This window comes from Luteimonas composti (genome assembly GCF_042678665.1).
GTDB classification, from domain to species: Bacteria; Pseudomonadota; Gammaproteobacteria; order Xanthomonadales; family Xanthomonadaceae; genus Luteimonas; species Luteimonas composti.
In genome coordinates, this window is record NZ_JBHTKU010000005.1 from 250,314 (window position 1) to 268,339 (window position 18,026).

General features: G+C 69.6%; 22 protein-coding genes. All 22 read right to left on the minus strand.

What is annotated here, in order from left to right:
• Positions 1-4: 4 nt before the first annotated feature.
• Complete coding sequence (locus ACFQ2D_RS15945; RefSeq protein WP_280942811.1) at positions 5-2,773, minus strand: hypothetical protein; 2,769 nt, start codon at positions 2,771-2,773, stop codon at positions 5-7.
• Positions 2,763-3,002: a hypothetical protein gene (locus ACFQ2D_RS15950; RefSeq protein ID WP_280942810.1), complete on the minus strand. Its 240-nt coding sequence runs from the start codon at positions 3,000-3,002 to the stop codon at positions 2,763-2,765. The genes ACFQ2D_RS15945 and ACFQ2D_RS15950 overlap by 11 nt, the downstream gene beginning before the upstream one ends.
• On the minus strand, positions 2,999-3,409 hold the full coding sequence (locus ACFQ2D_RS15955) for a hypothetical protein (RefSeq protein WP_280942809.1): 411 nt from the start codon (positions 3,407-3,409) through the stop codon (positions 2,999-3,001). Before ACFQ2D_RS15955 ends, ACFQ2D_RS15950 begins: the two co-directional genes overlap by 4 nt.
• Before the next feature lie 14 nt (positions 3,410-3,423).
• Entirely contained in the window at positions 3,424-4,524 is a 1,101-nt protein-coding gene (locus ACFQ2D_RS15960) for a DUF2163 domain-containing protein (RefSeq protein WP_280942808.1), read from the minus strand.
• Positions 4,514-5,689 carry a hypothetical protein gene (locus ACFQ2D_RS15965; protein ID WP_280942807.1) on the minus strand — a complete coding sequence of 392 codons (1,176 nt, stop codon included), beginning with the start codon at positions 5,687-5,689 and terminating at the stop codon, positions 4,514-4,516. Before ACFQ2D_RS15965 ends, ACFQ2D_RS15960 begins: the two co-directional genes overlap by 11 nt.
• Positions 5,679-8,249: a tape measure protein gene (locus ACFQ2D_RS15970; RefSeq protein WP_280942806.1), complete on the minus strand. Its 2,571-nt coding sequence runs from the start codon at positions 8,247-8,249 to the stop codon at positions 5,679-5,681. Before ACFQ2D_RS15970 ends, ACFQ2D_RS15965 begins: the two co-directional genes overlap by 11 nt.
• Positions 8,242-8,385 (minus strand): hypothetical protein, encoded by a 144-nt coding sequence (locus ACFQ2D_RS15975; RefSeq protein WP_280942805.1) that lies wholly within the window; start codon positions 8,383-8,385, stop codon positions 8,242-8,244. Before ACFQ2D_RS15975 ends, ACFQ2D_RS15970 begins: the two co-directional genes overlap by 8 nt.
• 35 nt (positions 8,386-8,420) lie before the next feature.
• On the minus strand, positions 8,421-8,855 hold the full coding sequence (locus tag ACFQ2D_RS15980; RefSeq protein ID WP_280942804.1) for a hypothetical protein: 435 nt from the start codon (positions 8,853-8,855) through the stop codon (positions 8,421-8,423).
• Positions 8,855-9,598, minus strand: coding sequence for a phage tail tube protein (locus tag ACFQ2D_RS15985; protein WP_280942803.1), 744 nt, complete (start codon positions 9,596-9,598; stop codon positions 8,855-8,857). The genes ACFQ2D_RS15980 and ACFQ2D_RS15985 overlap by 1 nt, the downstream gene beginning before the upstream one ends.
• Before the next feature lie 38 nt (positions 9,599-9,636).
• A complete protein-coding gene (locus ACFQ2D_RS15990) occupies positions 9,637-10,083 on the minus strand; it encodes a hypothetical protein (RefSeq protein WP_280942802.1) in 447 nt (148 codons plus the stop codon).
• Positions 10,076-10,426 carry a hypothetical protein gene (locus ACFQ2D_RS15995; RefSeq protein ID WP_280942801.1) on the minus strand — a complete coding sequence of 117 codons (351 nt, stop codon included), beginning with the start codon at positions 10,424-10,426 and terminating at the stop codon, positions 10,076-10,078. The genes ACFQ2D_RS15990 and ACFQ2D_RS15995 overlap by 8 nt, the downstream gene beginning before the upstream one ends.
• Complete coding sequence (locus ACFQ2D_RS16000; protein WP_280942800.1) at positions 10,423-11,238, minus strand: hypothetical protein; 816 nt, start codon at positions 11,236-11,238, stop codon at positions 10,423-10,425. The genes ACFQ2D_RS15995 and ACFQ2D_RS16000 overlap by 4 nt, the downstream gene beginning before the upstream one ends.
• A complete protein-coding gene (locus tag ACFQ2D_RS16005) occupies positions 11,235-11,414 on the minus strand; it encodes a YegP family protein (RefSeq protein ID WP_280942799.1) in 180 nt (59 codons plus the stop codon). Before ACFQ2D_RS16005 ends, ACFQ2D_RS16000 begins: the two co-directional genes overlap by 4 nt.
• Positions 11,411-11,704: a hypothetical protein gene (locus ACFQ2D_RS16010; RefSeq protein ID WP_280942798.1), complete on the minus strand. Its 294-nt coding sequence runs from the start codon at positions 11,702-11,704 to the stop codon at positions 11,411-11,413. The genes ACFQ2D_RS16005 and ACFQ2D_RS16010 overlap by 4 nt, the downstream gene beginning before the upstream one ends.
• A gap of 2 nt (positions 11,705-11,706) precedes the next feature.
• Complete coding sequence (locus ACFQ2D_RS16015) at positions 11,707-12,165, minus strand: hypothetical protein (RefSeq protein ID WP_280942797.1); 459 nt, start codon at positions 12,163-12,165, stop codon at positions 11,707-11,709.
• A 3-nt stretch (positions 12,166-12,168) separates the two neighbouring features.
• The gene (locus ACFQ2D_RS16020; RefSeq protein ID WP_280942796.1) at positions 12,169-12,525 is read right to left on the minus strand and encodes a hypothetical protein; all 357 of its coding nucleotides are present in this window, start codon (positions 12,523-12,525) and stop codon (positions 12,169-12,171) included.
• Between the two features lie 8 nt (positions 12,526-12,533).
• Positions 12,534-13,055: a glycoside hydrolase family 108 protein gene (locus ACFQ2D_RS16025; RefSeq protein ID WP_280942795.1), complete on the minus strand. Its 522-nt coding sequence runs from the start codon at positions 13,053-13,055 to the stop codon at positions 12,534-12,536.
• Positions 13,052-13,309: a hypothetical protein gene (locus tag ACFQ2D_RS16030; RefSeq protein ID WP_280942794.1), complete on the minus strand. Its 258-nt coding sequence runs from the start codon at positions 13,307-13,309 to the stop codon at positions 13,052-13,054. The genes ACFQ2D_RS16025 and ACFQ2D_RS16030 overlap by 4 nt, the downstream gene beginning before the upstream one ends.
• A gap of 115 nt (positions 13,310-13,424) precedes the next feature.
• A complete protein-coding gene (locus ACFQ2D_RS16035; RefSeq protein WP_280942793.1) occupies positions 13,425-13,781 on the minus strand; it encodes a DUF2190 family protein in 357 nt (118 codons plus the stop codon).
• 84 nt (positions 13,782-13,865) lie between these two features.
• A complete protein-coding gene (locus ACFQ2D_RS16040; protein ID WP_280942792.1) occupies positions 13,866-16,163 on the minus strand; it encodes a ClpP-like prohead protease/major capsid protein fusion protein in 2,298 nt (765 codons plus the stop codon).
• Positions 16,160-17,782 carry a phage portal protein gene (locus tag ACFQ2D_RS16045; RefSeq protein WP_280942791.1) on the minus strand — a complete coding sequence of 541 codons (1,623 nt, stop codon included), beginning with the start codon at positions 17,780-17,782 and terminating at the stop codon, positions 16,160-16,162. The genes ACFQ2D_RS16040 and ACFQ2D_RS16045 overlap by 4 nt, the downstream gene beginning before the upstream one ends.
• Positions 17,779-18,000, minus strand: coding sequence for a hypothetical protein (locus ACFQ2D_RS16050; RefSeq protein ID WP_280942790.1), 222 nt, complete (start codon positions 17,998-18,000; stop codon positions 17,779-17,781). Before ACFQ2D_RS16050 ends, ACFQ2D_RS16045 begins: the two co-directional genes overlap by 4 nt.
• Positions 18,001-18,026 lie beyond the last annotated feature (26 nt).

An 18,026-nucleotide genomic window follows, 5' to 3' on the forward strand; every position in this document is an offset into this window, starting at 1 on the left:
TCTGTTACTCCATAACGATCGGCTCGCCGTCCTCAGTGCGGATCGGCTCGCCGTCTTCGGCTAGAAGGATTGTTCCGCTATCAAACTCACGCACCACTCGCTGCCAGCTCTCAAGGCCGTCGCGCACGCTGAACACCTCGAGGCGATTGGTGGAGGCCAGGCTGGAGCTGGGCACGACGTGGGGCCACTCGGTGATGCCGGTCTGAACGTAGGTCTGGACGTTGGTCGCCCGGTCCACGTTCCTCACCGTGTAGGTCGTCCCAGGCTCAGGCCCGATGTCGCCGACGGACTGGTCGACCAGCTGATCGGCCTGTAGAACACGATCGCGGTGAACCGCGGTGATCACCACATCGCCATTTATTCCAAGCGGCGCCGCCTCCCCATTGAGCCGAACGTTGGCGGGCGGGTACGGCCTCGCTTGGCGGCCTGCGAACTCGAGCGGCAGTGCTGGAGCCGAGCTCAGCGGCAGTTCCGCGGTTGGCGTCCTGGTGAGTAGCTTGGCAAGCACTTCCTCACCGTCACTGAATTCTCCGGGGCCGCGAGCCACTTCCACGACGATCCAGATCCGCTCTCCAGCAGCATGCACGTGCGCGACGGTGTCGGCGCATCCACGCGCCAGCGTGATGGTGCCGCTGACCACGTCTAGGTCGTCCAGCCGGCATATCTCGCTCCCCCACAACACAGGAGATCCCACTACCGCGAGCGCGAGGTGCCGCCCGCTGACGAACGTGAACTCCGTCGCTGCGTGATCCGCCGCCTCGACAATGAGCGCCGTGGGGCACCAGCGGGCCGTGCCCCCGGCGTGGTAAGCACCATCAGCGGACGCTACGGCGACGCGATAGTCCAGATGTTGCCCCGGGTCGGCGGCTACTGTCAGCAGGTAACCCACATCGTCGGGGATCGCTGCCAGCTCGGCGCGTGGGACGGACCCTGCAAGGACCACGTAAGGCGCCTCGAACACTTGCCCAAGGGCGACAGCAAGCGGAGTCTCCGGGGGCCGGGTATCGACGCCGGGCTCTACCTCGATATAGCTGGCATCGGGCAGACCATAGACGTCCTGCGTGACTTTGCGCCTCAACGCGCCGCTGCGCAGCGTGCCGGCGTCCTGCTCGCCCATGATGCACACCATGTCCGCGATGCCGCGGCGTGGCGACTGCAGGCGGAAGTACTGGTTGTTGCGTATGGCACGCGTGCGCGGCGTGGTCATCAGTTCGAAGGTGCGCTTCGGCGTTACGTAGGCTCGCAGCTCGCGGTCGGCGACCCGTGTCGCAGTGCGACCGTCGGGGATCTCCGGAAAGTCGAGCGTCTGGTGGATCTCACCGAACATGCGGATCAGGCCCAGAGCGCGCACCGCCGGCGTGATGATCTTCTCTTTGCGCTCCGGGTCGAAGTAGCGCACCGACACGCTGTTGACCGCGCGATCGAGTGTGGTTGGCAGCTCCCGGAACTCTAGGATGTCGTCGTCGCCGATGATCGGCAGGCTGTCGATGTCGTAGTCGCCGCGCGCGAGGTCCAGGTACCACTGCCCGTCGACGAGGCTGCGCGTGAAGCTGCCGCCGATGATCCGGCAAATGTGCTCGCTCCAGCTGTCGGGCGTGTCCTGCTTGGGGTCGTACTGCCAGCAAATGCCGAACCCCTCGGCGTACAGCCGGTCCGCCGCGGCGCGCAGGCTGTCGTCGTTGATGTTGGCGTAGGGTTCGCGCCCCTTTTCGCCATCAGTGCGCACGTAGTACAGCGCGTGCGCCGGATTCATAGCGATGAGATCGCCCTCGTCGTCTAGGCGCCAGTCGAACCAGAACCAGTTGTCGGGCGGTCCCCCGGTGTGCCTGTCCCACCCAACGACCGCGATGGAGTTCTCTCCGACGACGAACGCCGCGGTTGAGATGGGAACGTCGTAGTAGGCGCCGTGATTGGCGCCAACGGTCACAACATGCTGTCCGTTGACGTAAAGGATCGCGTCGTTGTCGAGGAACGCTTGGAAGCGGATTTCTGGAGGCAGTTCCGGAAAGTTCAGTCGCGCCCGCATCCAAACTTTTCGCGCAGCCGGCACAACTGTCGCAGGCTCCCCCGAGAATCCATATTGCTCCGGCAGGAACCACGAGGCGTTGGCAAACGGTGGCCGGCCAGTGGCCCATGCGCTGTCATCGTAGTCCGCCGCCGACCTGTCTGTTGCGTCAGACAAGACCGTGACCAAGTATCGCCAATCTCTGCCGGCAGCGGCCACGCGTCCCATTCGGATCTCGGCCCGTTCCGGGTACCAGCACGGATCCTCGCCCCAGTCGCCGTCCCAACCCTTGAGGATCTTGCGGACCTTGTAGGCCGGCTTCTGCGGCATCGGGTTCATGGCGCCATAGCGCCCGCCGCAGAACGCCACGGTGGCCAGGCCGCGCCAGGCCACCGTCTGGTCACCGAACACTTCCTGCAGGTAGGGGTTGGGCATCTGGTCGGCCTCGCCGAACATGATGTTCATCGGGCCTTCGATGCCGCCCTGGTCCTTGCTGCCACCGAACAGGTTGGGCTTGCCGATGTAGATGCTGCCCGACGCGGTGAGCGGGCCGGTGGCGGGCAGGGTTTCCTCATTGATCGGATAGCCCGAGCCGCGCTTGCGGATCGCCTCGCCGCCCAGGAACCACGTCTGCGCGCTTCCGTCCCATGCAGTCTTGTCCGCCGCGCGAAACTCCAGGAACGCATCGATCGGGCCGCGCCCCAGCCCCGCGTGGTACGCCACGCGGTAGTGATAGCCGATGACCGGCTTGTCGTCCTTACCGCCCACCGGCAGCCTCCTGCTCCGCGCACTCGCGCGCCCACTTCACCAGCGCCAGCGCCAGGCCGTCCCCCGTCTCCTCGAGCTTCGAGGCGGGGATGCCGTTGCGCACGAAATCGGTCCAGTCCAGCCCGTGCCGGCGGAACCACTCGCGCGACTGGCCGCGGCAGAAGCCGTTGCGGGTGGTGAAACCCGGGATGGTGAACAGGTGCTGGCGGGTCACGATCAGCTCGCTCACTTCTTTCCGCCCTCTCCGTAGATCGGGTCCTGGCCGACGACCTTCCACGCCAGCAGGAAGTTGTCGTCGTGCTCGATCCAGACCGTGCCGCCGTAGTCCTTCACCGCGGTGCCGTCCTCGACGGTCGGCGGTTCGGCCTTGCGCTGCTCGGCGCCCTGCGGCTTGGGACGCAGCGCGTACGCCACCACCGCGGCCACCACCAGGATGATCAGCTGCACCACCCACCAGTACACGGCCTGCGCGGGCTCGCCAGCGGGCCGCGGCAGCGTCGCCGTGACGGCCATGCGCACCAGCTGCGCGACCAGCACCAGCACCGCCATGCAGAAGCCCACCACGTGCGCGCGGGCGCCGCTGTCGGTGTCCATCCACCAGTAGCGCAGGCGCCAGCCCCAGACGTAGCGGCGCATGCGGATGCGCTCCATCAGCCCCATGACATCGACACCCCTTGCGTGATCGGATCCTGCACCGGCTTGTAGATGGCGCCGCCGAAGTGCAGCTCCGGGTCGGGCCGGCGTGCCGCGCAGGCAGCCCATGTGTTGGGGCAGTTGGGCAGCGCCGAGACGGCAAGCCCCTCCTCCAGGCCATCGCCGCCCCAGAGCAGCGTGACCGCGCCCGTGGCCTGGTTGTGGCCCATCACCGGGCGCTCCTCGCGCAGGCCGTCCGGGCGCACCCAGTACAGCGTGCCGCCCAGCAGGCTGAACTCGGTGCCGATGAAGTCGGGCACCGTCAGCACCAGGCCGTCGATCGCGTCGACCTCGCCGTGCACCCAGAAGCCGCGCGTGTACAGCGTCACCTCGGCGTCGGCCGGCATGTCATCGATCGCACCGGCGATGGTGACCGTGGTGCCAGCGTGCGCGGTGATGGCACGCTCGTGCAGCGCCTCGTCCTCGTCCAGCCAGGTGATGCGGCCGCCCACCAGCGTGCGCTTGTGCGGCCCGGCGAACGCCGCAGCGGTGAGCGTCGTACCGCTCGCGCCGGACAGCGTCACGGTCGACGCGTAGCCGTGCTCCGGCAGGTTGCAGCCGCGGATGCCGGTGCTGTACACGGTCTTCCAGCAGGCGCGCTGCCACTTCGGGCCCTGGTTCTGGTTGTTGCCGTGCGGCGGGTTGGGGTCGCAAGTGAGCTCGAGCTGGGTGTCGGTGTAGCTCGGGCCCACCGCCCAGCCCGTCCACTCCACCCGCGGCGGGTCGATCGCGCCGTACTCGGTGGCCAGGCAGACCACGGTGATCGGGTCGTTGGGGATGTGCGGGCGCCACCAGTCGCCGATCGCCTGGGTGATCGGGTACTCGTCCGCGGCCGGGTCGGTGAGGTAGGCCATGCGGATCTTGAGGCGGTCCTTCGCCCGCTCCGCGGTCTGGCGGATGGCGTCGCGTTCGATCTGCGCGGCGTAGTACGTGTGCTCGCCCACCACCACGTCGCGCGTGCCCGACGCCAGGCGGTGCGTGATGTGCTGCCGCCGGATGATGAACAGATGGACGGGGTTGCCCAGCCAGGGCGCCGCCGCGCCGGTGTCAAAGGCCATGCTGGCACCCCACGAACGTCAGCTGCGACTGCACCACGCCCTGCCCCCACAGCCGCAGGGCGTTCACGTCCGCGTCCTGCCGGCACAGCGCCATGAAGCTGATGCAGGCCACCTGGTCGACGCTGAAGCCGCCGGGCAGCGCGGCGTCCAGCACCAGGCGCTCGCCGTCGGTCACCGGGTTCACCGCGGTGATGCGCCGGTACAGCGGCGCGGCGCCGTGGCGCTCGATGCGGATGTCGCGCCGGTTGGCCTGCAGCGGCCAATCGCCGAAGCCGAACCACTCGACGTCCAGCGTGGTGGACGAGGGCGCGGCCAGCAGCCGGAAGTCCTGCGCGAACGATGGCACCCACACCGGGTGGTGGCGGCCGGACAGCGCGGCCAGCAGCGAGCGATGCGCGCCGATCTCCGCGGCCCCCACCGCCGTCACCTCCACGGTGATGCGCGGCAGCACCATGCCGGCCTGGTCGTGCAGCAGGATCGGGCCGATCCCATCGTCCAGCGTGGCCACGCGCCGCGCCGGCGTGTATCCCGGGTCCTGCGTCCAGTACACCGGCTGCTCGAACACCGGCAGGTCGCGGTAGCTGGGCACGCTCTCCGGCGCGCCCAGCGGCATCGTCTCGCCGGCGCGGAAGGCGACCGAGTACGGCGCGTCGTCGCCGGTGAAACGGCTGAACTGGGGCGCGCCATCCAGCCAGCAGCCCAGCGTCGGCATCAGCAGGCTGCCGGCCGGCCAGTCGCGCAGCAGCGGCGTTTCGAGGAACAGCGCGTCGGCCTGCACCTCCTCGATGCGCACCATCTCCGCGAGCCGCGGCTGCCCCGGCATCACCAGCATGGCGTTGCCGCCGGCGACGAAGCGCCGGTGCGCCGTGTCGGCGCCCACCACGGTGGCGTCGGCGGCGGCCGCGGCGGTGGTCTCCACCGCATCGCAGGCAAGCGGCACGTGCCAGCGCCCCGCGCCGTGCATGGCCACCAGGTGCTCCATCCAGCGGCGCGCGCCGGCCTTCTCCAGCCCGTCGAACGTCAGCAGCACTCGCGGGTCCTGGCGCAGGCGGTGCGTGGTCTCCATTCCGTACGCCGGCGGCATGCCGTCGGTGAGCCACTCGTAGCGCTCGGCGATGGCCCCGCCCATGGCGAAGGGCCACGCGATGGCGGCCTCAAGCTCCACTGGACAGGGCCTGCCAGTTGTTGCGCACGTGGGTGAGCACCACGTCCTCGCCGGCGGCGCCGGCCAGGGCGTCGGCGACGGCGCGGTCGCCGATCGCGACCACCGGCGTCTTGACCACCATGCGGCCGCTGCCCGCGTCGAGTTGCGCCTGCAGCGCCTTTTCCTGCTGCTGGGTGCGGATGGTCTCGCCGCGCTCGAGCACGGACACCACCTCGTTGTGCTTCAGGCTGCCGGGCTGCAGACCCGCCATGCCGCCGCCGTGATAGCGCGGTGCGACACCCAGCATGGCCTCGGGCACCCAGCGGCGCACGCCGCCTACCTGGCCCGCCTTGCCGCCGGCGTGGTTCTGCCCGGCGCCCATCATCGCCGCGGTCGTCTTGCCCAGGCCGGGGTAGATGGCATCCAGCATCTGCAGCACCAGGAACGTGGCCAGCGCCCGGGCTGCGATCTGCGCCATGCCGAGGGCGAAGTTGCGCACGAAGTCCCGCAGCGCGTCGCCTGCCGACTTGGTGCCCTCCACCAGGTCCATGAAGAAGCCGGACAGCGCGTCGGTGGCCACGTCCTTGACCTGGTTGCGGTACACGTCCACCGACGCCGCAATGTTCAGATAGCCGGTCTGAAGCTCGTGGAGGCCCTGCAGGGCCGCGGAATGCTCCGGGCTGCCCGGCGACATCATGGTCAGCACTTCGCGCTGCAGGCGGATCTGCTCGGCCAGCTGCTCGAGGGCCACCATGCGCGCCTGACGCAGCCTCTCCTGCCCCTCGACGAAGCCCAACATGCCAGCGTCGACCTGGGCGCTGACCGAACCCTCCTCCGACTGCAGGCGCGACGTGATGTCGCTGGCGCGCGCGCGGATGGCGTCGGTTTGCGCCTTGCGCACCAACTGCTCCACGAGGTTGCGCACCATCTCTTCGCCGGCTTCGTGGCTTTCCTTGCGCAGCTTCTTGAATAGCTCAAGGAACTCCGCCTCTATCCGAATGCGCGCGGCACGTGCAGGGTCTCCTCCTAGCTCGGCCAACCGCGCCTTGACCTCGCCCAACTGGTCAATCAGGTCATTCTCTGCATCCGCCTGGCCGCGGGCAGCTTGCCCGCCCAGCTCGGCGCGGTCCCGCATCAGGATGGCGATCTGCTCCTCGATGTCACGGCGTTTGCCGGCATCCTTGGTGATGGCTAGCTCGGCGCGCGCCTGCTCCACCTGCAGGTCGATCGCTCGTTCCTGCAGCTGCTGGCGAGTGGCGAAGTACTCCCGGATGCCCACATCGTGGGCTTTGTACAGCTGGTCCAGTTCGGCCAGGGCGCGGGCCACGGAATCCCGCAGCAGCGCATTGGAGGCGGCGATGGCCTTGGCCGGGTCGCCGCCGCCACCGGTGCCGGCACCGCTGCCACCGCCACCGGTTGTAGAAACGTTGCGCCAGCGCGGGTGCCGCGTATCGACGTTGCTGAAGTCTGGAGGAGGCGCAGCACCGAACTCCTTGTAGAGCCAAGGGGCGCGCTGCTCGAGGAACGCGCGCACACCCAAGGCATCCTGCGGGTTGCCACCGCGCTGTCGCGCCAATAGCGCGGGCACATTGGCGTTGCGCGCCATGAACCGCTCTGCCTCGGCGAACACATCCCGTAGATTGGAACCGACGCGCGCGAGCTCACCTCCCACGTCGACGGCCAGGCGCGCAACCTGAGTCAAGCCGCTGATCAGGTCAGCAAAGCCTCGCTTCGCATCGTCCGACTCAAGGAATCGAGCCAGATCCGAGATCGCTACCGCCAGATCCTTGCTCGCGCCTTCCGCCTTGTCGGTATCACCGACCAGCTTGGTCAGGGAGTTCCGCAGCTGAGTCGTTGCCCTCGCGACGGTGAGCGGCAGCTGCCCGAACTCCTTGTCCATCTGATCGGCGGCATTTCGGATCGCCCGCAGCAGGATCTCGCTGCTCACCTTGCCGTCGTTGACGTACTGCCGCACCTGCCCCGAATGAATCCCGAGCTCATCGCCGAGAGCCTGTACCAGTCGACCGTTGGTGTCGACGATGGTATTGAACTCTTCTGCGCGCAAAACACCGCCGGCGATTGCCTGGGACAGCTGACGGATTCCGTTGGCAGTCTCCACGGCATCAGCGCCCGAGACGGCGAACGACTGGCTGATCGTCTTGGTGAGCGCCAGAATGTCGTCCTGGGCGAGGTTGGTGGTCTGGCTCAGCCGCGCATACAGCGCAACCACCGACCCCCACTCAGCGGATGTGTCCTGAGCGAGGCGGAAGGTTCCCTGTTGAGCCCGATTGAACTCCTCTTGGGATTTCGTCGCCAGGCGCAGTCGGCCAGCAAGATTCGCCGCCTCGTCCGCGAGACGCACGTACGCACCACCGGCACGGAGAGCCCCGTATGCCGACACGATGCCCACCAACTGCGAGCGGACGGCCGCCAGGCCGCGGGACCACGCGGTATTGTCCGGCAGGGCTCGCTGGGCTTGGCCGCGCACCTTGGCCAGCTCGCCGCGCAGCATGCCGAGGCCCTGCTTGATGTCGGCCAGGTCGGCCGAGATGCGAACGCGGAGGTTGGGGCGGCTATTCATCGAAGGCCTTCAGGTACTTCTGCCAGGAATCCTTGTCGTACTGCGCGGCGCGGGCGTTGATGGCCTGGTCGCGCAGCTGCTCGCGGTACAGCCGCGCCGCGGCCCGGGTGTAGAGCCGCAGCTGCGCGAACGTCATGCCGTACACGTCCGCGCGGGTGTGGCCGTGCGCGATCAGGAAGTGGACGGTGTCGGCCCATCCCCATTGCTTCTTCCCGCCCCCTGCAGGCGCGCCCGCCACCTTTCGAACAGCGGGGCGAGGCGCTGGTCGAAAAAATCGCGGTTCACCTCGTACACGGTGCCGCACAGCTCCAGCGTCTCGGCCAGATCACCGCCCTTGATGAACTCGGCGTCCCGGCCGCTCGCGATGGCCAGCACGCGCGGCACCTGGTCGCCGTGCTTGGCCAGCAGCCCGGAGAAGAACACGATGTCGTCGTTCAGCCCGGACTGCGAGGCATAGGCCACCAGCCCCTCCACCAGCGGCGCGCCGGCGGCGATGATCTCCAGCGCTTGGCCGAACCGGAGCGGCTGGATCTCCAGCCGCTCGCTGCGGAACTCGACCGCCGTGCCGGCGCCTGCGAGCGCCTTGACTTCGGCCATGCCTTCCATCACTTCTCGATCTCGATCGTGAAGTACTGCGACAGGCCCGCGCCCTTGCTGGTGTCGGCCAGCAGCGCGCCGGTGACGGTGCCGGCGCCGTACTGCTCACCCAGCAGCCCCAGCTCCTGCAGGACGCCGCCGCTCACCTTGTGCGCGTGCACGCGCACGCGCTTGCCGCTGCGCGCCTCGTTGAGGCCGGCGAACAGCAGCTGGTACTGCTTGGCCGACTCGACGAACGCCTGGGTGACCTGCACCGCGCCGTGGCTGTAGTCCACCTCGATGTTGGGAGCGCCGGCAGTCGGCGCCGGGATGGACGACGTGAGCGGGACGAAGATGCCGCCGTCCTGCAGCACGTAGTCGTCACCGGCGTCGTAGGCGGTACCGCCGCCCGGCGGTTCCACCGAGGTGATGGCCGACGCGGTGCGCGCCAGCGGGGTGAAGCCGCCCTTGTACGCAACCACCGGCTCCGCGGTGATGTTGCCGGCGGCGACCTCCGCCACCGTGCCGCGCAGGAAGTCGGCGAAGTTGGCGCCCTCGAAATCGTGGAAGGTGAGGCTCATCTCCACGTCGCCGACGCGATCGACGCGGTTGCGCGTCCCGCCGCCGGGCTTGGTGTGGTCCGGCAGGGAGAGCGTGTTGGTCTGCGGGCTGAAGGTGAGCGCCGAGCAGTTGCCGATCTCGCGCATCGGCTCGGCAGCGCCGAACTCGCGGATGTAGATCTTGCCGCTGCCCAGGTAGCTGTAATCGTCCATCGTGGGTTCCTCAGGGTGTTGCCGCGCCGGGCGGCGGGTCAGGTGGTGGCGTGGATGGGGATGAAGCCGGTGACGGTGACCTGCACGCCGATCCAGGCGGCGCCGGCCGGCGGCACCAGCGGCTCGGCGGACTGGTACTGCGGGTACTGGTAGCCGACCGGGAAGCGCACTTCCTGCTTCGCCAGCGCGGTCTCGATGTCCTCGACGATCAGGTCCAGCCGCTCGCGCGCGTCGGTGAGCGTGGCCGGCACACGGGCGATGATGTCGACCGTGGTGGCGCGCGACGTGCGCGTGACCGCCGGTTCCGTGGCCCGGGCCTGGCGCGACCACACCACGGCGATGAACGCCTCGTCGCTCTCCGCCAGCTTCGGCGTGGGTTCCAGCGTCACGGCCAGGCCGGCGTTGGTGTTGTAGCCGCTGGACTGCAGGATCTGCCGCATGCACTGGGCGATGCAGTCCAGGTAGACGGCGCGCGGGCTAGCCATGCTGCACCCACCAGGCGCCGATGCCTTCGTCGTGGCGCGTGCGCTGGGCGAGGGTGAACACCTCGGCCACCAGGCCGTTCGCGTCCAGCAGCGACACCACGCCGCCCTCCTCCGCCGTCACCTCCAGGCGCTGGAAGGTGATGCGGGTGCGGAAGGTGGAGACGGGCGCGACCTCGTCGCCGAAGTCCTCGACCTCACGGTCGACCAGCACGGTGCATGGCGTGGCCGGCGTGCCGGGCATCGCGTGCGGCGGCAGGTACTCGCCCGCGTCGGCGATGCCGGCCGCGGCGAAGGCGGCGAAAGCAGCGGCGTCGAACGCCTGCAGGAAGTCGCGCTGGCTCATCGGCGCCCCCGCAGGGTGGCGTTCTGCACGGCCTTGGCCAGCTCGCGCTCGAAGAAGAACGGCATCAGCTTGTTCCACTGCCGCTGGGCGAGGCCGAAGATGTCGAAGCGCCGGCGGTACACAGGCGCGCGGACGAAGATGAAGATGCTGTCGATGCGGCTGCGGGCGCCGATGGCGCGGCGCGCGGCGTCGCCGGCGGCCATCTCGCGGCGGCGATAGATGCCCGGCAGCAGGTTGCCCTTCTTGCGGCGCAGGACGAAGTAGTCCGAGCCGCCGCGGCGCTTGCGGCGCGTGCGCGACTTCTCGCTCTCGTTCGACACGTAGCCCGCCTCGCGGCCGGCGCCCAGCTGCGAGATGATCTGGCGCACCACGCGCGAGGCCACGTTACCGTAGCCGTCCAGGTCCGCGCCCTTGCCCGGCACGGCGAACATGCCCGCCGGCAGCCACGCCTGGCCGCCACCACCGCTGGAGCGCAGCAGTGCCTCCATGCCCTTCGGCCGGCGGCTGCCGCCTTCCACCTGCGGCAGCAGGTACTTGGCCGGCGGCGTGCCCTTGGCGGCCTCGTCGCGGATGAACACCTCGGCGAACGGCTGCGCCTTCGTGGCCTTGCGGTACAGGATGGCGTTGGTGGTGAACGGCGTGGGCCGGTCGAACACGCGCTGGGCCGTGGTCTTCCAGGTGTTGCGCAGCTCGAACGCCACGGCGTTGCTGGCCTGCATGGCGGCGAACGGCAGCTGGGTGCGCTCCAGCTCGCTGAACTGGCGGGCCAGCACGCCGTCGGCGTCCACTTCGATGCGCAGGGGCACGCTCATGCCGACACCACCTTGGCGCCCGGCGCCAGCCTGGCGACGGTGAGCGCCGCGCGGCGGGCGTCGCGCTCGCGGGTGTGCGCTTCGCCCACGGCGACGACGCGGCCGTTGCCGGCCACCAGGCGCCAGCGCCACGCGCCGGCGCGATCGACGAAGGTCTCGAAGTGGGCTCCCTTCACGGCTCCACCTCGGTGCCCTGCACCGCGGCGCACTGGGCGATCTTGGCGTTCGCGCGCTCGAGGGCGGCGCGGCGCTGGGCTGCGACTTCGAAGCATTGGGCGATTGGCCCCTCTGCGATCGGCTCGGCGGTGAGGTCGCCCGGGATCGGCACGTACACGCGCTTCTCCACCGTCACTACCTCGGGGGCGACGACGGTGCCGGCGCCGGGCAGGTCCGGCTTGACCTCGTCCCGGTGGCGGCAGCAGCCGGCCAGGACGAGGGCCAGGGCGATGGCGAGCAGCAGGCGCATGGTCAGTAGCCTCCGAAGGCCGGGCAGGCCTGCTGCACGGCGTTGAGCGCGGCGGCGCAGTCGCCCACGCGCACTTGCTCGGCGTAGCGGTCCATCCAGCCGGCCAGTGCGCGGTTGGCCTCGGCCTCGCGTGCGCGCGCCGCCGCGAGCGCCTGGCGGCCGGCCTCGTCCAGGCGCCGCGCCTCGCGCTGCGAATCGGCCAGCAGCTGGCGGGCGGTGCCGAAGGCGGTTTCCCAGCGCGTGGTGGCCTCCAGGGCGGATTGCGCGGCGTGCTTCCAGGCATCGCGCTCGGCAACATGCTGGTTGGCGCGCGCGTCGGCCGCGGCGGCGCCGCCGTTCGCAGCATCCACGTCGGCGCCCAGCATGTGCACCCGCACGCCAAGCGCGGCCACGGCCACCAGCAGCAGGCCGCAGGCCCACAGCAGTGGCGTCACCGTCAGCTTGGCGAGCAGGCCGGCCATGGGTCAGGCGCCTGCCTGGTCGGTGGGGTCCGGGATGTCCGGGAATTGGAAGCTCGGCATGCCCTGCCCCTTCAACCGCAGCAGCAGGAAGACGCCACTGGCCACCTGCACGAATGCGCCGAGGGAGGGATGGTTGAACAGCCCGCCGAACTGGGCCTGCAGGAAGTCCACCTGTTGCGTGGCCCAGGCGAACAGGCTCACCACGTACTCGCCGAAGACGGCGCCGATCGCCGCCAGCCACGCGGTGTAGCTGCGGAAGGCGGCCTCCAGCGGCACGGCGCCGCGCTTGGTGAACTTGTCGTAGAACACCCACGCCAGCACGGCGAGGATGAGCATGGCGAGCGAGAGCAGCAGGTTCATGGCGGGCCTCAGTTGTCGGTGGCGGCGTAGCGCAGGTTTGCGGCGATGCGACGCGCCCAGCCCCGGCCGTGGTGCGGCCAGTTGCTCAGGCGGGTCATGAAGTCAAGCCGTTCGGCGTTGAACAGCAGGACGATGTCGTTGGGGTTGGCGGCCTTGATGGCAGCCAGGGTGACCGGGCCGATGGCACCGTCGTCCGACACGCCGACGGCACGCTGCAGCCAGCGGGTGGCCTGGCGGATGCCGCTGTTCACCGCCCCGTCCAGCAGCTGGAACGCGGCGACGGGCGGCAGCTGGTGGCACCGCGCGGCCTGCCAGAAGTCGCGGCGGTAGATCGCGATCGCCTGCGCGCGGGTGAGGCCCTTGATGTCGAGCGTGGGGTAGCTGTTGGCCGCGATGCCGAACTTCGTGCCGCGCAGCTCACCGGCGCCCACGCGGCCGCCGGTCCAGTTGCCGGGGTCGGTGCGGTCGGACGAGTAGCCCCCCTCGTGCGAGAGCAGGCGGTCGATGAAGCTGGGGAAGTGGTCGGTCATGGGGTCTTCTGCGCGGCTTCGACGGTGTTGACGCGGCGTTCGAGTTCGGTGATGCGCCAGATCACGCCGCTGTCGAGCTTGGCGTTGATGACCTGGACATCGCCGGTGACGCCCTGCAGCTTGTTGGTCTGTTCGGTCTGCAGGGTCTTGATGTCGTGGAGCTGCGACGTGATGAACCAGGCGAACCCGGCGAAGACGAACGGTGCCAGCCAGACGAAGATCCGCACGGCGATCTTCGCCAGCTTGGAATCCATCGCATCCTCAGCGTGCATCGCGTTCTCGCTCATCGCCCCTGCCCGAACTGGTGGAAACCTCCTCGCCGCACGCCGCCGCAAAGCGGTTCACGTGCGGCGAGGACTACTGCGCCGATCAGGTCGCGAGCGAGCCCGCGCCGGGGGTGAGCTTCACGACGCAGGTGGTCGTGCCGTTGCCCGCCGCGGCGATGGCCACGCCGAAGTTGTTGAGGTCGCCGGCGGTGGCACTGGCCACGATCACCTGGCCGGCGCTGACGTCCCAGATGACCTTCGCGCCGGCGGCGATGACGGCCGTCGACAGCTTCGGCAGGATGAAGGCGCGTTCGATCTGGACGGCGACGGGCTCGCCTTCGGCCGCGTCGGTGACCGGGATGGCCAGGAGCGTGCCGAGGATGAAGGGAACGCCCGAGGTGGCGCCGCCCGAGGGGGCCGGCACGGTGATCGTGTCGGCGATGCTGTGTGCGTTGAGCATGGGTGCTGTCTCCAGGAGAAGTCGGATCAGTGCGCCGCGACCGGGCCTACACCGGCGCGACCGAGGTCGCGCCGGTGGTCAGGCTCAGGGCGTGCCCGGGAACGGCGACGGGGTGCCGCCGGCGTTCTTGAACAGGCCGCGCCAGTCGATGGCCTTGGCGCCGAACACGTGGCGGCACTTGACCTGCACGCCGTCCACCTCGAAGCCCTGGCGGGTCTCGGTGAACACGCCCTCGTGGCCTTCCAGATAGGCGTACTCGATGGTGTCGACGCGCGACGGGTCCGCAGCGCCGTACCAGGCGGTGGCGCTGCCGTCGTGCAGGCGCGGCTCGGTGATCGGGGTGAGCGTGGGGCCCACCACGTTCACGTCGCTGCCGCGGGCGGCCACGATGGCGGCATTGGTCACCTTCAGCGCGGCCTCTTCCAGACCCGGGGGCACCAGGAGGTACTTCGGGCGGACCGTGATGTAGCGGCCTTCGGCGCCCTTCTGCAGCAGCATCGCCGCGCGCATGGCCGCCAGCGGGTTGCCGACGGTCGGGTCCAGGCTCACTGCGTCGATCAGCGCGGCTGCCGGGTTGCCCAGGTTGCCGTGCGCGGCGCTGAACAGAGCGTTGCCGTCGGCCATGTTCGGGTTGGCGTTGAGGATGCCGTAGACGATGTCGGACTCGAGGTCCGCCGCGCTGGCGCCGAACATCTCCGGGATGCGGGTCAGCGCATCCATGTCGTCGTTGATGATCACCTCCCAGGTGATCGCGACGATGCGACCGTACTTCTGGACCGCGTACTTCTCGGCGCCGTCGCCGATCGTGCCGAACTCGTACTCGGCACCTTCGACCACGCGCTTCAGGCTCGGCGCCCCGGCGAGCTGGGCGCGGCTGACCTGGCGGAAGTCCGGCAGGGTGGCCTGGCGGGTCCACGGCACGAAGGTGCGCTCGCTGGCCTCGTAGGCACGGCGCAGGCTCCTGGTGATGACCGCCTCGAGGATGTGCGGGAAGTCGCTGGTGGACTGCAGCGCCTGCACGGCGATCTCCTGCCGGGACAGGCCGCGGGTCTTGCGCCCGGCGCGCTCCAGGCAGTCGCGGCCGTGGTCGAGCAGGTTCATGCCGCGGAACTGCTGGGACTTCTCGTCGTGCTTGAAGGCCTGCGGATCCTTGCGGTGCAGCAGCGACAGGATCGCGCCGTCGCGATAGGTCGCGGTCTCGTCCTGCGTGCCGGGCTCCGCGCGCGGGCCGCCGGTGGGCGTGGTGTCCTTGCCCAGCATGGCGAGCAGCCTCTGGCCTGCGGCCTCGGGCGTGGTGTCGCTGTCGTCCTCGCACTCGCGCTGCAGGTTCTGCAGAGCGGCCACGTCGAGATCGGTGCGCGCCACGAACGGGGCGAACTGGTTGCGGATGGCCTCGCGGCGCGCCTTGTCGGCGGCGAGCGCGGCCTTGGCCGCGGCCTTCTTCTCTTCTTCGGTCATGGGGATTGCTCCAGAGGGGTCGGAACCGGTATCCACCGGCGGGGTCGCGGCCGGTGCGGCCGGCGGATTCGGTGCGGACGGCGCCGGCCGCGCCCCGGCGGGGTTCACCCCGCCGGGGGTTGGCGTTGTCGTCGTCGAGGTATTCGGGGCCCCGCGCAGCGCGGCGGTGACGACCATGCCGGCGTACTTGGCCGGCGCGCCGCGGGCGCTGATGCGCTCCAGCAGCTGATTGGCGTAGGCGCGCGCGTTCTCGTCGGGGCTGTCGTTGCCGTCGTCGTCGTTGGTGACGGCGTCGGCGAAGCCTTCGGCCACCGCCTCCTCGCCGGTGTAGTAGTGGTCCTCGCCGTCCTTGAGCAGGCTGAGGATGTCGTCCTTCGCCTTGCCGGACTTCTTGACGTAGGCGTCGGCCATGGAGTCGGAGAACTTGTCCAGCACGTCGGCGTACTGGCGCATCTCCTTGGCGTTGCCCCAGCATCCGCCCCAGGGCGCGTGGATCATGAGGATGGACGTGGGCGGCATGGACACCGTGTCGCCCGCCATCGCGATCAGCGACGCGCTGGACATCGCCACGCCGTCGATCGTCACCGCCTTCGTCGCCTTGTGGCGCTTGAGCGCGTTGTAGATCGCCAGGCCATCGGCCACGCTGCCGCCGTAGCTGTTGATGCGCACGTTGATGGTGGCGACGGTGTCGGCCAGGCCGTTGAGTTGCTCCGCCACCGACTGCGCCGTGACCGACTCGCCCCACCAGCTGTCGCCGATGTCGCCGTAGATCAGCAGCTCGTAGGCGCTGTCGTCGGCCGCGCACGGGCGGAGGGTCATCTGCGGCTCGATGTGCGGGCGATCCTGCCGGTCGCGCGGTGCGGCGAGCGGCGCCGTGGCGAGGGCAGCGGCACAGGCCAGGAACAGGGCGTTGCGTTTGGTCACGGGGTGTCTCCGGTGGTGCGCACCAGGCGCATGCGGTGGCCGCGCTGCCGTGGCGCGCGGCGCTGTTCGTCGTCATCCCGGTCGTCGGGCGGTGGCGCGTCCGCGGGCGCGTTCGAGACGGTGTCGAGCGGGAAGCCGAGTTCGGCGGCCAGCTCCCGCTCGCGGGCGATCTCTTCGAACTTGTCCTGCACTCGGCCGCCGCGCTCGGCGATGACGGCAGTGCGGGACTCGACCCGCGCCTCGAACAGGGCCTTGAGGCCGTTCGCTTCCTTCAGCGGGTCGATCCACGGCATCTTCGGGCCGCGGAACACGGCCTGCGCGACCGAGTCGCGGCGGATGTGCGCCGGCACCTTCACCGTGCCATTGGCGATGGCCAGGTCGACGAAGCGCTCCCACACCGGCTGCACGAACGACGCCACGAACTGTTGCGTCATGGTGCGGTAGCCGTCGTAGGCCTCGATCAGTTCCTGGCGCTGGGCGCTGTAGGTGCCGTCGTAGTCGCCCGAAAGGCTGGAGTAGCTGAGGCCGATGCAGCGCGAGACCGCGCGCATCATCGCGGTGCGGAACTGCTCCAGCACCGTGTTCGGCCGGTTCGGGTTGATCATCTCGATCGACTCGCCCGGCATGGTGTCGGTGAAGATCGCGCCGGCTTCCAGCAGGAAGTCACGCTCCACCGGGTCGCCCTGGGCGTCGGTCTCGACCGGCGGCGCCGTCCACTCCATGTCCTTGTCGCGCTTGATGTACGCGGCGATCCGCGCCGCGATCCGCGCCGCGGTGCGCTCGGACTCTTCGTAGTCCTTGATATCGAGCAGGCGGTCGATCGCCGGCGCGAACAGGCTGATGCCGCGCAGGCCGGACAGTCGACGCCGCACCGCCAGGTGCAGCACGCGCTGCGCCGGCACGCGCTTCAGGTCGCCGTGGATGAAACCGCGGCCATTGCCCGGATGGTGCTTGTAGAAGTAGAACGCGACCGGCTGACCCCAGGCGTTGCGCTCGATGCCGGCGTCGACGTTCTCCTTCGGGGCGTGGTCCAGCGGGCAGACGTCGGCCTCGAGCAGTTCGAGCGACAGCGGTACCCGGCTGGCGTGCTGGATGTACGAGCCGGTGCCTTCCACCAGCTGCGTGAACTGGTCGCCGTCGCGCAGCCATGAGCGGCATGCCAGGTCCTGCGCCTGCACCCAGTTCAGCGTGCGGGTGACCTCGGGCCGCTTGCACCACTCACGGAACTCGTTGAGCAGGGTGCGGGCGAAGTCGTCGTCGATGTCGTCGTAATTCTCGCCCGGCGTGCCGACTCGCGGGGTCGGCTCGATGCTGATGCCGGACGGCCCGATGATGTGGCGCACCAAGGTGGACAGCGCGCCGTCGACCAGATCGTAGTTGCGCTCGAGGTCGCGGATGGTGGCGCGAACGGTCGCGGCGTCACGGACGACCAGGCGCTCGCCGCTGCTGTTGTCGCGGCTCTTCTTGCGGCGCTTGGAGCTGCGGCCGCCTTCGTACAGCGACAACACCTGCCGGGCGAACATGCGCCGGGCGGCGACGCGCGGCGCGAGCACGGCGATGCCGCGCTCGATCAGGTTGGGCCTCGCCGGCGCCGGCTTCGTGGCCGCGCGCGTGCTCACCGGTTGAACACCGTGGTGACGTAGCGGAGGCTGCCGCGGCCAGGACGCGGACCCTGCTCGGCGGCCACTTCGCGCTGCAGGGAGGCGATAGCCTTGCGGATCTCGGCGAGTTCGGCTTCCTGCCGGCGGCGCACGTCCAGCTGCACGCTGAAACCCGCAGTGAGGATGCGGGCTTCAGCTGCCAGGTAGAGGTCCAGCCGTTCTTGCGCGGTCGACATGGACAGACAAGCTATACACCGCCCTG